The organism is Mycobacterium sp. URHB0021 (assembly GCF_054057895.1).
In genome coordinates, this window is the sequence record NZ_JBSRZT010000002.1 from 1,670,735 (window position 1) to 1,683,881 (window position 13,147).

Annotated in this window: 14 protein-coding genes; 10 read left to right on the forward strand and 4 right to left on the reverse strand. The window is 64.1% G+C overall.

What is annotated here, in order from left to right; translation table 11 throughout:
- Positions 1-335: 335 nt before the first annotated feature.
- Complete coding sequence (locus ACVWWN_RS10445) at positions 336-761, forward strand: hypothetical protein (RefSeq protein WP_457143831.1); 426 nt, start codon at positions 336-338, stop codon at positions 759-761.
- 3 nt (positions 762-764) lie between these two features.
- On the opposite strand, the gene ACVWWN_RS10450 is transcribed toward ACVWWN_RS10445, so the two are convergent.
- Entirely contained in the window at positions 765-1,349 is a 585-nt protein-coding gene (locus tag ACVWWN_RS10450; protein WP_457143832.1) for a TetR/AcrR family transcriptional regulator, read from the reverse strand.
- A gap of 74 nt (positions 1,350-1,423) precedes the next feature.
- Between ACVWWN_RS10450 and ACVWWN_RS10455 the strand changes: the two genes are divergently transcribed.
- Positions 1,424-2,422: an oxygenase MpaB family protein gene (locus ACVWWN_RS10455; protein ID WP_457143833.1), complete on the forward strand. Its 999-nt coding sequence runs from the start codon at positions 1,424-1,426 to the stop codon at positions 2,420-2,422.
- A gap of 3 nt (positions 2,423-2,425) precedes the next feature.
- On the opposite strand, the gene ACVWWN_RS10460 is transcribed toward ACVWWN_RS10455, so the two are convergent.
- Positions 2,426-2,782, reverse strand: a complete 357-nt coding sequence (locus tag ACVWWN_RS10460) for a DUF2510 domain-containing protein (protein WP_457143834.1) — start codon at positions 2,780-2,782, stop codon at positions 2,426-2,428.
- Between the two features lie 66 nt (positions 2,783-2,848).
- Between ACVWWN_RS10460 and ACVWWN_RS10465 the strand changes: the two genes are divergently transcribed.
- The 3 genes from ACVWWN_RS10465 to ACVWWN_RS10475 all read left to right on the forward strand — a co-directional run bounded on the left by ACVWWN_RS10465 (position 2,849) and on the right by ACVWWN_RS10475 (position 6,106).
- Positions 2,849-4,303, forward strand: coding sequence for a PE-PPE domain-containing protein (locus ACVWWN_RS10465; protein ID WP_457143835.1), 1,455 nt, complete (start codon positions 2,849-2,851; stop codon positions 4,301-4,303).
- A gap of 244 nt (positions 4,304-4,547) precedes the next feature.
- Positions 4,548-4,883: a hypothetical protein gene (locus tag ACVWWN_RS10470; protein WP_457143836.1), complete on the forward strand. Its 336-nt coding sequence runs from the start codon at positions 4,548-4,550 to the stop codon at positions 4,881-4,883.
- A 38-nt stretch (positions 4,884-4,921) separates the two neighbouring features.
- A complete protein-coding gene (locus ACVWWN_RS10475) occupies positions 4,922-6,106 on the forward strand; it encodes a serine/threonine-protein kinase (protein WP_457143837.1) in 1,185 nt (394 codons plus the stop codon).
- On the opposite strand, the gene ACVWWN_RS10480 is transcribed toward ACVWWN_RS10475, so the two are convergent.
- Positions 6,103-6,633: a cupin domain-containing protein gene (locus ACVWWN_RS10480; RefSeq protein ID WP_457143838.1), complete on the reverse strand. Its 531-nt coding sequence runs from the start codon at positions 6,631-6,633 to the stop codon at positions 6,103-6,105. The two genes, ACVWWN_RS10475 and ACVWWN_RS10480, sit on opposite strands and share 4 nt — an antisense overlap.
- A gap of 76 nt (positions 6,634-6,709) precedes the next feature.
- On the opposite strand from ACVWWN_RS10480, the gene ACVWWN_RS10485 reads away from it, so the two are divergent.
- Together ACVWWN_RS10485 and ACVWWN_RS10490 are read left to right on the forward strand one after the other, a co-directional pair.
- The gene (locus ACVWWN_RS10485) at positions 6,710-7,345 is read left to right on the forward strand and encodes a TetR/AcrR family transcriptional regulator (RefSeq protein WP_457143839.1); all 636 of its coding nucleotides are present in this window, start codon (positions 6,710-6,712) and stop codon (positions 7,343-7,345) included.
- 891 nt (positions 7,346-8,236) lie between these two features.
- Entirely contained in the window at positions 8,237-8,554 is a 318-nt protein-coding gene (locus ACVWWN_RS10490; protein WP_457143840.1) for a hypothetical protein, read from the forward strand.
- Positions 8,555-8,859: 305 nt separating this feature from the next.
- Here ACVWWN_RS10490 and ACVWWN_RS10495 read toward each other — a convergent pair whose 3' ends face one another.
- Positions 8,860-10,050, reverse strand: a complete 1,191-nt coding sequence (locus ACVWWN_RS10495) for a hypothetical protein (protein ID WP_457143841.1) — start codon at positions 10,048-10,050, stop codon at positions 8,860-8,862.
- Between the two features lie 340 nt (positions 10,051-10,390).
- Here ACVWWN_RS10495 and ACVWWN_RS10500 point away from each other — a divergent pair, with 340 nt between their 5' ends.
- From ACVWWN_RS10500 to ACVWWN_RS10510, 3 genes are all read left to right on the forward strand, one after another.
- Positions 10,391-10,669, forward strand: a complete 279-nt coding sequence (locus ACVWWN_RS10500; protein WP_457143842.1) for a hypothetical protein — start codon at positions 10,391-10,393, stop codon at positions 10,667-10,669.
- Positions 10,666-11,259: a hypothetical protein gene (locus tag ACVWWN_RS10505; protein ID WP_457143843.1), complete on the forward strand. Its 594-nt coding sequence runs from the start codon at positions 10,666-10,668 to the stop codon at positions 11,257-11,259. The genes ACVWWN_RS10500 and ACVWWN_RS10505 overlap by 4 nt, the downstream gene beginning before the upstream one ends.
- 118 nt (positions 11,260-11,377) lie before the next feature.
- Positions 11,378-12,925 (forward strand): AAA family ATPase, encoded by a 1,548-nt coding sequence (locus ACVWWN_RS10510; RefSeq protein WP_457143844.1) that lies wholly within the window; start codon positions 11,378-11,380, stop codon positions 12,923-12,925.
- Positions 12,926-13,147 lie beyond the last annotated feature (222 nt).

Genomic DNA, 13,147 nt, shown 5'->3' on the forward strand with positions numbered 1-13,147 from the left:
GTTGCACTCAATATATCTGTGTAACCCGGTGACATCAAGCTCCGCGCCAGAGTGTCACACAGGCCACACGCGACAACTCCTGTCGCGGTACCACCGCCGCGGGCACTGCGGGGAGCCCGGTTCGCCGACCGGATCGACCGTTTCGAAGGACGTTTTTCCCGTGCAGACGCCCACGGCTTTCGCCTGCTTCGCCGCGATACCCGGCGGTGGCCTCGGCTGCCTTGGTTGCGTGAGACCCGGACCTGTCGTGTTCGGTGGCGGTTGAACAGGCCAGGCAATAAGCTGCCACCATCAAAGTGGCAGTAATCACTCAGACATATCGGAGGTCGGGCTCAGTGAAGAAGTCTATGGTCGCAGCGGCCGGTTCCGTCGTGGCCGCATCAGCCTGCATGGCTTTGTTCGGCGCCGGCGTCGCCGCGGCGGACGACTATGCGGGCCAGACTTACGCCGACGCCTCGTCGGCTGCCAGTGACGCCGGGCTGACCGTGGTGGTCGCCGGCCGGGTAGGAGACAAGCTGGCGCAGGATGACTGCATCGTGACCAGGTCTCAGACCGCACCGTTCGCCGACGCCGACGACGGCACGCACGTCGACGGCCAGGTGCAGTTCTACCTCAACTGCAACGGCGGATACGCCACCGCCACCACCCCTGGCGATTCGCTGGGCTCGCAGACGGGCCGCGAGGCCAAGGCGGCGGCCGACGAGCAGGCCCAACAAGAGGAAGAGCAGGCGCTCGAAGAGGTCAGCACGCCCGACGAGTAGTCGCTAGTAACTCGACACCCGGCTGAGCAGCATGTCGACGCAATAGTCGATGAACTGCTCCCTGGTGGCCGGCAGCCGTCCGTTCAGGTAGGCGGTGAACAGCGCCGTCAGCGCGCCGATCAACCCGGTGGCCACCATGGCCTGCACTGCGGGGTCGGTGATGCGTGTCAGCTTGCGCTGCAACAGATCGATGAAGTCCGGCATCCATTCCGCACCCGAGCGGATGAGCACCGGTTCGCGTTCCGGCGCCAGCAGCAGCACCCGGCCGCGGGCGGGGTCGTCGACCATCAGCGCCACGAACCGCTCGACGGCGTCGCGCGGGCTCTCCGAGCTCATCAGGGTCGACATCGCGCGCGCACACACGTCGTCATAGACGGCGCGGACGAACTGGTCCCGGTCGGTGAAACTCTCGTAGAAGTAACGTTCGGTCAGTTCGGCGGCGCGGCAGACCGCGCGCACGGTCAGCGCGGGACCCGACTCACCGCCCAATAATTCGACGCCTGCCGCGATCAGTTCGTCGCGCCGCAGCACCTGGCGGTCCTGCAGGGGGACGCCCGACCAGCGGCTCCGTCGTTGACCGGAAGACACATCACTCCTAAGCTCGGACGGTGACAACGCATGTAGTCACAATCTGCTGTCCTGGCCGGATAGGAAGTCAACCAGTGACTCAAGATACTTCTGAGGCGTGCACGGTGGCCACCGGGCCGCCGGCGATCGGCTGTCCCGCGGCGCCCGGCGGCTATCACGCGCCGCCGCTGGGACCCGATTCGCTGACGTGGAAGTACTTCGGTGACTGGCGCGGGATGTTGCAGGGCCCGTGGGCGGGTTCAATGCAGAACATGCATCCCCAACTCGGCGCGGCGGTCGAGGAGCATTCGACGTTTCGTCGCGAACCCTGGCCCCGGGTGCTGCGCTCGCTGTATCCGATCGGCGGCGTGGTATTCGACGGAGAGCGGGCGCCGGTCACCGGTGCCGAGGTGCGCGACTACCACACGACGATCAAGGGGGTGGACGCCAAGGGCAGGCGTTATCACGCCCTCAACCCCGATGTCTTCTACTGGGCGCACTCGACGTTCTTCGTCGGCACCATCCTGGTGGCCGAAAACTTCTGCGGTGGGATCAGCGAGGACGACAAGCGCCGACTGTTCGACGAGCACGTCGCCTGGTACCGCATGTACGGCATGAGCATGCGGCCGGTACCGGGAACCTGGGAGGACTTTCAGGACTACTGGGATCACATGTGCCGAAACGTGTTGGAGGACAACCAGGCAACCCGCGACGTGCTTGCTCTGGAGAATTACGGGAAGCCCTGGTTCATGAAGCGGGTCCCCGACATCTTGTTCAGGCCGATGCAGCGACATCTGGTCGCGCCGTTCATGCGCTGGCTGTGCATTGGGCTCTACGACCAACCGGTGCGGGACCTGCTCGGCTTCAGGTGGTCGCGGCGCGACGAATTGCTGCACCGGCGCTTCGGCCAGGCCGTACGAATCATGTTCTCCCTCTTGCCGAAACGCGCCCGTAAGCATCCACGGGCCCGGGCGGGCTGGGATCGTGCCACCGGACGGATCCGCGCCGACGCTCCGCTGCCGCAGACGCCGGGTCGCAATCTGCCGCCGCTGGACAAGCGAGGCCAACCGATGCATTACTGCCCGAATGTCTGAGGGCTACCGCCAGACCGCGTAACCCGTCCACATCGATCCGTCGAAATAGCGCATCGCGCGGCCGTTCCGGGGATCGGGAAACCAGCCGGGCTGCACCGGCGGATACCGGCCGAACACTCCTCGGGGGTCACCGGCCAAGTCCAGCCGGTACTCGAAGTCGGCGCGGGCGCGCAGTGCGGCGTCGCGAAGCGTCCGTGCGCGCCGGCGGCGAGAGGCGTACATCAGCAGGCCGGCGACGACCGTGACCGCCACTGCCTCGTACCAGCCGAGCCAGAGCCACCACGCGATCACGGCGAGCCCGAGGCCGCTCATCAGGGGGTGTCGCCGCCAGAACGCCCGCCGAACCTGCTGGTAGAGCATGAGGTCGAGATTACCGACTTCGGTGTTCCCCTACGCCGGAGTCGCACTTGCGAGGACGATCAATCGATGATCCGGGTGGCGCGGTCGACCGTCGTCGCGCTTCTGGTGCTGCTGACCACCGTCGCGCTGGCCCTGGTGGCCACCGTGTCGACGGCCGTCCAACTTCTCGCGACGACGGCGTTGATCATGAGCGGGACGTTCACCCCCGACCCGCCGCCCTGGTTCGTGAAGATGGCCGAGAACCAGTTCATCGTGCCCACACATCCGACGGTCGACTTCGACAATCAGTTCGAGGCGGTCGACACCCCCGAACAGGCCTGGCCCGTCACCGGACTGTTCGACTACCCGTTCGGGGTGTCCGTTCGGATCGGCCTGAGCGATCTCGAGAAGGCGATGGCCGCGCACGGCAACGACGACCTGGTGATCTTCGGCCACTCGCAGAGCTCGGTGATCTCCTACCTCGAGAAGCGAAAGCTCGCAGCGCAATTCGCGGGAGACCCGAACCCGCCGAACATCAACTTCGTCACCATCGGCACGCTCAACCTGCCGAACGGCGGCGTGATGACCCGGCTGTGGGGGCTGTACCTGCCGTCCGTCGACTTCTACTTCAACGGCCCCGCCCCGACGGACACCCCGTTCCACACCGACATCGTCACCCAGAGATGGGACGGCTTCGCCGACTTCCCGATCTACCCGATCGACGCGCCTGCGGTCCTCAACGCGGTGCTGGGGTTCTTTTACGTGCACGAGGAATACGCGGATGTCACGCTCGCGCCGGACCCGGCTCTGCATTTCGACGGCAGCCACGGCGACACCGATTACTACTTCTTCAACACCGAGAACCTGCCGTTGTTCGGTCCCTTGCGCAGTCTCGGCGTCCCCGAGGCCCTCATCGACGTCGTCGAGCCGCTCACCACGTTCATCGTGGAATTGGGCTACCGGCGCGACATCGAGCCGTGGGTGCCGTCGCCGGTGAGGTTGATCCCGATGCACGATCCCGCCAAGGTCATCAGCGACTTCCTCGCCGCGGTCAACCGGAAGGTCGTCAACACGATGGCGCTTCTGGGGGCACCACCGCCGGCTGCCATTCCGGGGGCGGTCGCCGCGCCACAGATGGCACCCGAACCGTCGGCGAAACGGGAGCAGCCGTTGCCAGCCGGCGCACCGGCTGATGTGAATGCCTTTCGCTTCGCCCCACCGGAGGACGCCGAACCTGTCGCAAAGCCGGCGGGCGGATCGTCGCCGACGCCGCAGCAAGCGCCGGTGGGAGAAGTCGGGACCGACGAGGTTGTGGCCGACGACGTCGAGGAGTCGGTCGTCAAGGACGACGCCGTCATGGGCGACGATGCCAAAGATGACGACAAGCGCGACGATGCCGAGCGCGACGAGGTCACCGACGCCGAGTCCGCGAAGACCCGCGACCGCGAACCGTCTCCTTCAGATTCATCCGATTCGTCGGCGGGCAGCGCCTCGGGATCCGGGATCGGCGGCGGACCAGACGGCGGCGACAGCGACTCATGATCCCGGCGTATCGGGCCAATGTTGCTGTGCCACCAATAAATTGCCACCGGACAACGCAGCGGTGTGCAACGAGATCGATGCGCTGGTCAGCGAATGTCTCGAGGTCGGGCGCGAAGCCGGCATCGGCCCGTGGGGTTGCTGGCCGCTTAGCGCAGCAGCGCCAACCGTGCCCGCAAGGTAACAAGCTGATGAGAGTTCGGCGTTTCGGCTGGGCCTTTCCGCGGCAGTCGGGCACGATTCTCATGTGTCGCGAGGGAAGAAGCCTCGGCACACCATCGCGCGGGCATCTCGGTCCATCGGCCTGTCGATTCTGACGGTGGTGGCCGCGCTGGTGATCGGGTTCACCACCACGCCGCTTGCGGCCACGGGGTCCCTCGTGCCCACGTCGAATGAAGACCACGGCCACGTGGCCAACGGGAATCTGGCCGCGTCCCTTTTGAACGATCAGGACTTCGTGCCATACGTTCCGGTGACACTGGGCATGCGTCTCATCGAGGCGATCGCGGAGGCCATCGCGAATGTCGTCGAGGTCGTCAGCACGCCTCCGCCGATCGCCATCCCCGCTCCGCGCGCCACCTAGCTGAACGTTTGCCGGCGCTCACCGGCTAGTTTGGGAGTATGCAGGCGCCAGAAATTCTTGGCGGCCGCTATGAGCTGCGGGGGGTTCTGGGCCGCGGCGGGATGGCCGAAGTCCGCGACGGCTGGGATACTCGCCTCGGTCGCGCGGTCGCGGTCAAGCTGCTCTATCCGGGGATCAGCGCAGAACCTGATAATCGCCGGCGATTCGAGGTCGAGGCGCGGGCGGCCGCCGCGCTGACCCATCCGCACATCGTGGCGGTGCACGACAGTGGTGAGCACGGGGGAGTGCCTTACATCGTGATGGAGCGGCTGTCGGGGCGGACGCTTGCCGACGCCATCGAACACGGGCCGTTACCGCAGCGGCAGGTGCGGATGATTCTGGACAGCGTGTTGTCGGCGCTGTCCGCCGCGCATGCCGCAGGCGTTCTGCACCGCGACATCAAGCCGGCCAACATCCTGTTCACCGCCTCCGGCGACGTGAAGGTGGCCGACTTCGGTATCGCGAAGAGTGCCGAAACGCCCCATACCGTGACCGGTCAGATCGTCGGGACCATGGCCTACCTCAGCGCGGACCGCGTTGCGGGCGGCTCCGGCTCTGCTGCCGACGACGTCTATGCGGTTGGCGTGGTCGGCTATGAAGCACTGACGGGGTGCAGGGCATTTCCGCAGCAGAACTTGGCCGCATTGGCCCGCGCCATTGCCGAAGACACCCCGCCGCCGCTGGGGCTGGTGCGACCCGACGTCGATCCGGCCCTTGCCGCCGTTCTCGAACGCTCGATGGCGCGGGATCCGCGGCGGCGGTTCGACAGTGCGGCCGCGATGCGCTCGGCGCTTGATGGCCTTTCCGTCCCGGGTGTGTTGCCGCGGCCGGCCACCCGGGTGATGGCCGCGCCGCTTCCTCCGCCGCCGACGGTGACGGTGTCGCCGGCGGCTCGGCCGAGGCCGGCGCGGAAGATCCTGGTGCTGGGCGCCGTGGTGGCCGCCATTGCCCTTGCCCTCGTGCTGGTGGCGGTGGAATCGGGGCCGCCCGCACCGGCACCCGCAAGCACGAGCACTCCGGCGCCTGCGCCGGCTCGGGCTCCGGCTCCGCCGTCACCGGCCAGCACGATGCCGTCGCCCAGCGTCGCGCCACCGGTGTCCGCGGAGTATCTACCGCCCGGGCACCGCAAGCATGGCGATCACGGCCATGGGCGGAAGCCCAAGGGCGGCAATGACGATGGCTAACCGTCCGCCGACGAGAACATCGGCAGCGTGATACCGACCGCGGCGTTTTCCTCCGGGGTGCCCAGTACGTAGCCGTACTTCTCCGACACCGCGACGAAATTCGCCACCTCCTCCGGTGTGGGCGGCCCGAGGGTATCGGTCACCGGGCGGCCGACCTCGGCAAAGAACCGTCCGAGCCGAGCCGTCGTGACGATGAGGTCGACGGCCGGCTGATCCGTCACATTTCGCCACGCATGCAGCACGTCGCCAGGTACGCGGATGTAGTCGCCGGCATGTGCGTCGCGCCACTCCAGGTCGCCGCCCACCCTCTGCACCAGAACCTGTTGGCTACCGGACAGGATGAAGAAATCCTCCGCGTCGGGATGGCTGTGCAGCGCCACCACCGAACCCGGGGCCACGGTGCCGCGCAACACGCAGAACTCCTCGGACCAGCTGAGGAACTCGACAACTCCGCCGAACACCTCATAACTCTCGGTGGGCGGCTCAGCGGCCAAATTGTGGAAGACCGTGCTGAACTCTGATTTCACGTGCCATCAGCCCCTTCGGCTCTAAAATCATTCTGATGCTCCATTCATTATAGGATACCTATATCGAAGGTCGGAGATGAGCTCGGAAACACCGGAAGGGCGGCCGTACCGATCCGCACGCCGCGCCGAGGCCGCCGAAGACACGCGCGCGCGCATTCTCGACGCCGCCATGCGGCTGTTCGTCGGCAAGGGCTACGGCAACGTCACCGTCAATGACATCGCACGGGAGGCGGCCGTGGCGGTGCCGACCGTCTATGCCAGTGCCGGGGGCAAGACGGCGATCCTGGCCACGATCATCGACGAAGCCGTCCGTGACCCCGTCGTCGACGCCACGCTCGCCGGGGTGCGCAGGGCGGGCGACGCGCGCGAGGCGATCCGGGTGCTGGTCCACGGCGTCAGGCTCGACAACGAGCGCTATCACGACATCATCCGGGTGAACAGGACGGCGGCCGCCGTCGACGAGAATGCGATGGAGATCCTGCTGCGTTCCGATCGCATCTACCGTCAGGCCCTGGCCGACGTACTGCCGCGACTACGTGAATTGGCTCCGCTTCGAGACGATCTCACCGATCAGCACGCCGCCGACCTGCTCTGGTTCTATCTCGGACACCAGGCCTGGCTCACCTTCGTGGTCGAACTGGGATGGACGTGGGACGAGGTCGAGAAATGGCTGCGTACGCGCGTCGAGACGGCCGTGCTCAACGCGGACTGAACGGTGCGGTGCGCCCAGGAGGGCTCGAACCCACGACTGCGATGAGAAGTCCGTAGCTCAAGCGAGATCAGGCCGAGGCGCGCGTCAACGGTCAGGAGCAAAAGCAGCGGTGCGAACAGATGCGACCCCAGCAAACAGCGGCGCATTCGGCCGCCACGGGCATCTCTCGAATGACGGCGACGTTTCACATGCGCGATGCCGAGCCGCCATCGCTCGCGGTGGAACCGCGTTGACACGCTTATTCACGCTGCAGTTAATTAGTTGATCGCTCGACTTCTGGCGTTCATCCGCAGCGTTGGCTTTCTTCGGGCCGGCGTCGGCAGTCGAGGCCTCATCCGGCGGGAACCGCCGATCACCGATAGCTGCCGCCTAGTCAGCCGCTGTCGACGCAAGCTCCGGTTCAGGCTCGGTTGTCGGCGTCTCAGGAGCAACTACGCCCACAGCAGTCCGGCCAGGTGACCAGACAGTGCAGGGTGGGGGTTGCTGGCACGGGTGACAACACGTGGCAGAAATCGAATGTGGACGTGGTGTGGAGATGGCATGCCAGCTGGGGTGCCCGGTGCGGTGCACTCCCGCCAGTGACGCCGTCACCTGGGCGTTTGCTTAGTGCCCCCAGTAGGGCTCGAACCTACGACCTGCGGATTAAAAGAACCCCGCGCCGGTTTTCGCCTAGCGTCGCTACGTGCGGCGATTGAATCGGTTCTTGCCATAACGCGCAGGTCAGGCCCTATCTGCGGTACCGCTGCGGGCTCACCTAGGTACCGACGCAATACCGCTTAGATACCCCCTCGGCCGCCGGGGTGACGCCGGGGTGGGGCCGGGTTTCGAACGGCGTTCGGGCCGGGTCGTGTCACTCCCAATAGATGTAACAAACAGCCGTACCCTCAGGCAATGACGATTGTTATTGCGAACGCAAAGATTGAGCACGGATCTATGGGGGAAGACGTGCTCGTGAGTGATGGCGGCTCGCTAACCCTCTTTGGGATGATCAATGGCACGCTGACCGTCGGCACCGGTGGTTACGCACACGTATGTGGGACGGTTGGCCGTCTCGTTGTCGAGCCTGGCGGCAAGGCTGATCTCGACGGCACGTGTTCCGGCGATGCGCACAACCAGGGCGGCGAGCTGACGATCAAGGGGAGAGTGGCAGGCTCATTGGTCGGCAAGATCGGCACCAGGGTTTCCCCGGAAGCTCAGGTCGGCGGCTGAGCCAGCCTGCACGCTATGGCGCGTCCGGTCGGGTAAAGCGGCCCACCGGGCCGACGATCACAACCCTGGGGAAGGTGCAGCCCGTTTCTCGCCGGCTTGGTGAGCCTGGGTGTGCCGCGCGTCCGGCGCTGGGTTATCGGACGCGGCGCTGGTTCTTCGGAGGCCGTTCGCCTTGGCTTGCCGCCTTGCCCCGATACGGCTCAGGCTGCCCTGGCGGATGGTCGTGAGCTCCGATGTTTCGTCCGCCGAATTCGCTTGGCGCACTTTGGTCATAGATCTTGTCAGGGTCGCGAGACATGACTTGCCTACGAGAGGGGCAAAGCGATCGACGGGGCGGTGTACGTGGTGCTGGCCGCCACCTTGATCGCGCAGGCAGCACCACGATGGCGCACGCCCGTACCGAATGCGCGAGCGTAGAAGCTGTCAACGAGCGGGTATGCCACCTGATTTCCGGGCAGGAGGCGAAGTCCTTGCCACACAGCGTCCGGATGCTCGCGGAAGGCGCAGACGTTCTCGACGCTGTCAGGACCAGCTGTGCTGAACACGAGGACCCAGCCCGCAGGCATTAGATAGGACTCCGCCAGCAGGGCAGGACCGTACGAGCCCTTGATCGGCACGCCATGGAAGTCACCAGCAGGCTCGCTACCGAACAGGGTGCCGTTCTCAATCCGAGCTGGTGCATTTGTGCTCGGAATGAAATCGTAGGACGCGATTTGCTCGTTGTTGTTCTCCACGCCAGCTCGGAATTTCTGGATCTGGCTGGACTCGGCAGCGTTGGCCAGGATGACGAGCTGCTGGCCCTTTTCCTGAATGCCGAAGCCGTGCTCTTGAACAGCCCTAATTCCTGCCTCGATATCGCCGCTGTCAATGGTGGCGCTATCCGTGCTCAGGTACTGGGTTGTCGAATTTGAGAAGGTCTTCCCCTCAAAGGACGGAGGAACCACACCATCAGCGCCATTGTACAGCGAATAGACCGAATGGCCGCGCTCGTTCTTAACCGGGCTAGCGGCGGTCGGGGTCATAATCCGCCGCAGGATCGACTTCGTCAGCAACTCTTGATCGGCGGCCATGACCTCACCGTGAACCCGCGCGAGCTCTACCGAGCTTGTCTCGCGGAGGTACTTCCATGTGTATCGTGTTGCCGCGTCGTAGTCCTTGAAGTCGAACCCGAGCGTGATCAGGTCGCCAGTCTCAATGCCCTTCGGCACACCAAACTCAGTGGCCTTCTCAAACTTGACGTTTCCGTCGGTCGCATCGGCCGCGAAGAAATCCGTGGTTGGGTAGCTCAGCAGAGAAACAAGCTTTCGCTGCTTACTGTTATAGACCGCCAGCGTGTCAAGGAACTCCTGAATGACGACGCCGAGCGTGATTCCGTCAGTGGTCTTGAATGTGTCGCCGTGCTTGCGGGAAACAGCGTCATCCCACGTGAAGTATCCGGGGCCTTGGCCACCCGACAATTCGTGGTCATCAAGCAGGTCGAGAAAACTCGTATTCATGTTGAACTCCTTTGTTGGTTCCTTAAATAATTACGTTACGCGGAAATGCCAACCAACCAGTTGGTAAGTGATTTGCCCTAACAATGGTAATTCGATTCGCCCTCACGCAGATACCGTTGCGCCCCCACAACGCGGTACGCTTGGGTTACAACCGCATAGGCCACATGAGCGAGCCCGCTGGATTCGGGCAGCATCTCTACGGACCACAACGCGATGCGCTAAACCATGAGACGGCGTGCATCGGAAAGCAAACCCTGCCAACCCGCAGGTGTCGCTTCTCCGACTTGCGTCGTCTTTCTGCTTCTCGGGGAACGATGCCGGAAACCATCGAGGAGCATTCGTGTCAAAGCCACCACTCCCGCCGTATCCGCCCGAGCCGCCAGAGCTCAATCTGTCTGACCTGCCGTCGATCAAGGGCAAGGCTGCCGCAGCCGAGTGGGTCATTGAGACCCTGGGATTGCCGTGTTCCGAGGTCACCATCGACAAGGCTCTCAGGAACGGCAAGCTCAGCAGCTCGCTGTACATGGGTGCGATCCGGTTCAGCACTCGCGACCTGTGGCGCTGGATGATGAGCCACCGTCGTCCGTCGGAGACCGACCGCTTGGCGGTGTCCCGATGAGTGGCGCAAGGCTGACCGACGACGAGATGGCACGCCTTGGCATTCCTCGGGAGTACGTCGATGCCATTCACGCGGGCACGGAGCAGGCGGAAGCCGCCGTGGCGGAGGCAGCCGACCACGACAATGTTGACAGCTTCGGGCTCCACTACTCGCAGCGTCTTGAGGGCCACATGTCGCCGGCCATCAATCGCAAAATGACAGCGACCGTGCCGATCCTCAAGATTGAGTTCGAGCCTGACCGCTGGCGGGTCAAGTCGGAGCTCATCGGCGAAACCAACGAGATTCGGGAGTTCATCCGCCAAGAGAGCGTCGGCGGAAAGATCCTCGGAATCGTCTCGTCCGATGACGCGAACGTCTATGTTATCGCCTCGGGCGAGGTGCTGAGGTGGTTGGAGCATATTCGGCAAAGCCAGTCCTGCGTCGTCAGGAAGTGCTATGACCTCCTGCCGACAAAAGTCAGCAATGTCATTATCGCCGCTCGGGGTCAATGGTTGAATGCGACGCCCTGCTGCGATTTCTGCCTGAAATGGCTGGGCGGTGACTGGTCGGTCGCATTTCACGACTCTGGCATTTCCGGCTCGCAACAGTAATGGGGTTCTCCACCGGAGAAACTGGCGACATGTGACCGACTGACGGACTGACTTACCGACAAAAGAAAGCCCCGCCAAGTGACGAGCTTGGTGGGGCTTCCCAATTGAAAGGAACCGAGTGAGTACGACTAAAACTTTACCTCTGTACCCCGGTGCCGAGCTACCCGACAATTCAGCATGGGACGCAGATAATGTCTTGCAAAATGCCAATTTGTTCGGCGGCGACGGCTGTGCAGCTAATGGTGAAGCCGATCCCGGCCCAACGGCCCACCCGTCCGGTGACGACGGCTCCACGGCCTCTGCAGGGCTCGGCGATAGCGCCGTGAACGCCAAGGCCGCGGCCAAAGTCGCAGCGGCTGTTCGCGAACTCGGCCCAATCCCTCCTAAGAGCCTCGAGCTCGTCTCCGCGGTTGTTTATGGCCTGGTGACGTCGCCGAACTCCGACAAGCTCATGACTAGCGCAGGTTACTTGTTGGAGGGCAAGGATCCGACCGGCTTTGACCCGCTTACCGACGACCCTCGTACCCATCCGGACTTCCCGAAGCAGCTGAGCACCGAGGTAGTGCGCACTACTGCGCGGAAGGATGCCAGATCGCTTGCAGCGCTAGAGGACTGGGAAGAGCCCGAGAACGAGGGCCACCTCGGTCACCAGATCGCGAACCCCGAGCCCAATATCGGGCATCTTGTTGAGGGGCTGATCCGATCGCGCGGCATTGTCAGCCTCGGGGCGCAGTACAAGGTTGGCAAGACGGCGCTGCTGTCGGTCAATCTGCCCAAGGCTCTCGTGACGGGCCAGCCGTTCCTCGGCCGGTTCGGCGTCAACTTCGGTCCCGATGAGTGCGTCGGGATCTGGAACATGGAGGTTGACCGCCAAGACCTTGTTGATCAGCTCGACAAGATCGGCATCCCCGACGAGGAGCGGAAGCGCATTTTCCCCCAATGCCTGCGGGGCAATAGGGCTGTTGACTTCCGGAACCCGATCGCTGTCGAGTGGGCGGTTGGCTGGCTGCGCGAGCGCAACATCAAGGTCTGGGTTATTGACCCCCTGAGCAAGCTGTATCACGGCGAAGAGAACAGCAGCACGGAGTTCAACCAGTGGTGGGCGATTCTCGAAGAAATCGCGAAGCGCGCTGGCGTGCGAGTGGTCGTGCTCGTTCACCACTCGGGTCATGCTGGTGATGGACGCCATCGTGGTACCTCAGCCATGTTGGGCAACCCCGATGTGCTGCTTGAGTACCGCCACGGCGGCGACCACGGAAGCCTGCCGCCAGACAACAAACGGTATCTGCGGGCATTCGGGCGGCGGATTGACCTGCCCGAGACGGCGATTGACTGGAATTCTGCAACTGGCGAGCTGACCGTTTCGCCCGAGGGCGGCAGCCGCGCCGACAATCGGCAGCTTGAGCTTGCCAAGAAGGCAGCGCGGGTCGTATGGCAGGCCGACGAGAAGCTGAACCAGACCAAGTTGCTTGAAGCAATGGGCGTGAAGGGCAAGGGCAGGAAGCGCGACGAATGCGTGGGCGCAATCCGCTTGGCGGGGGATAAGGGATGGATCTTGATTGATGACAGCGCCGGTGCCGGCAAGCCGATATGGCACTCCCGAGCGCAGAAGAGCCCTGCTGATGACCATTCGTTCAACGTGAATTTGGCTGGTGCAGGGCCGTGATTCGTGATGGAGCTGAAACGCCTCTGACCAGGCGCGATAGTGGTACCCCCTCCGTCCGGTACCACCCTCGTCAAAATGCGCTAACGGTACCCGACCGGTACCCCACTGAAAGGCCTGGTCAGAGGGTGGTACCCGTACCGGTACCGCAAACCCGGAGTACCGGTACTCCCCCCGCCTATAGGGGTTTACCCCTAGGCGGGAGTACCGGGGAGGGACAAAACG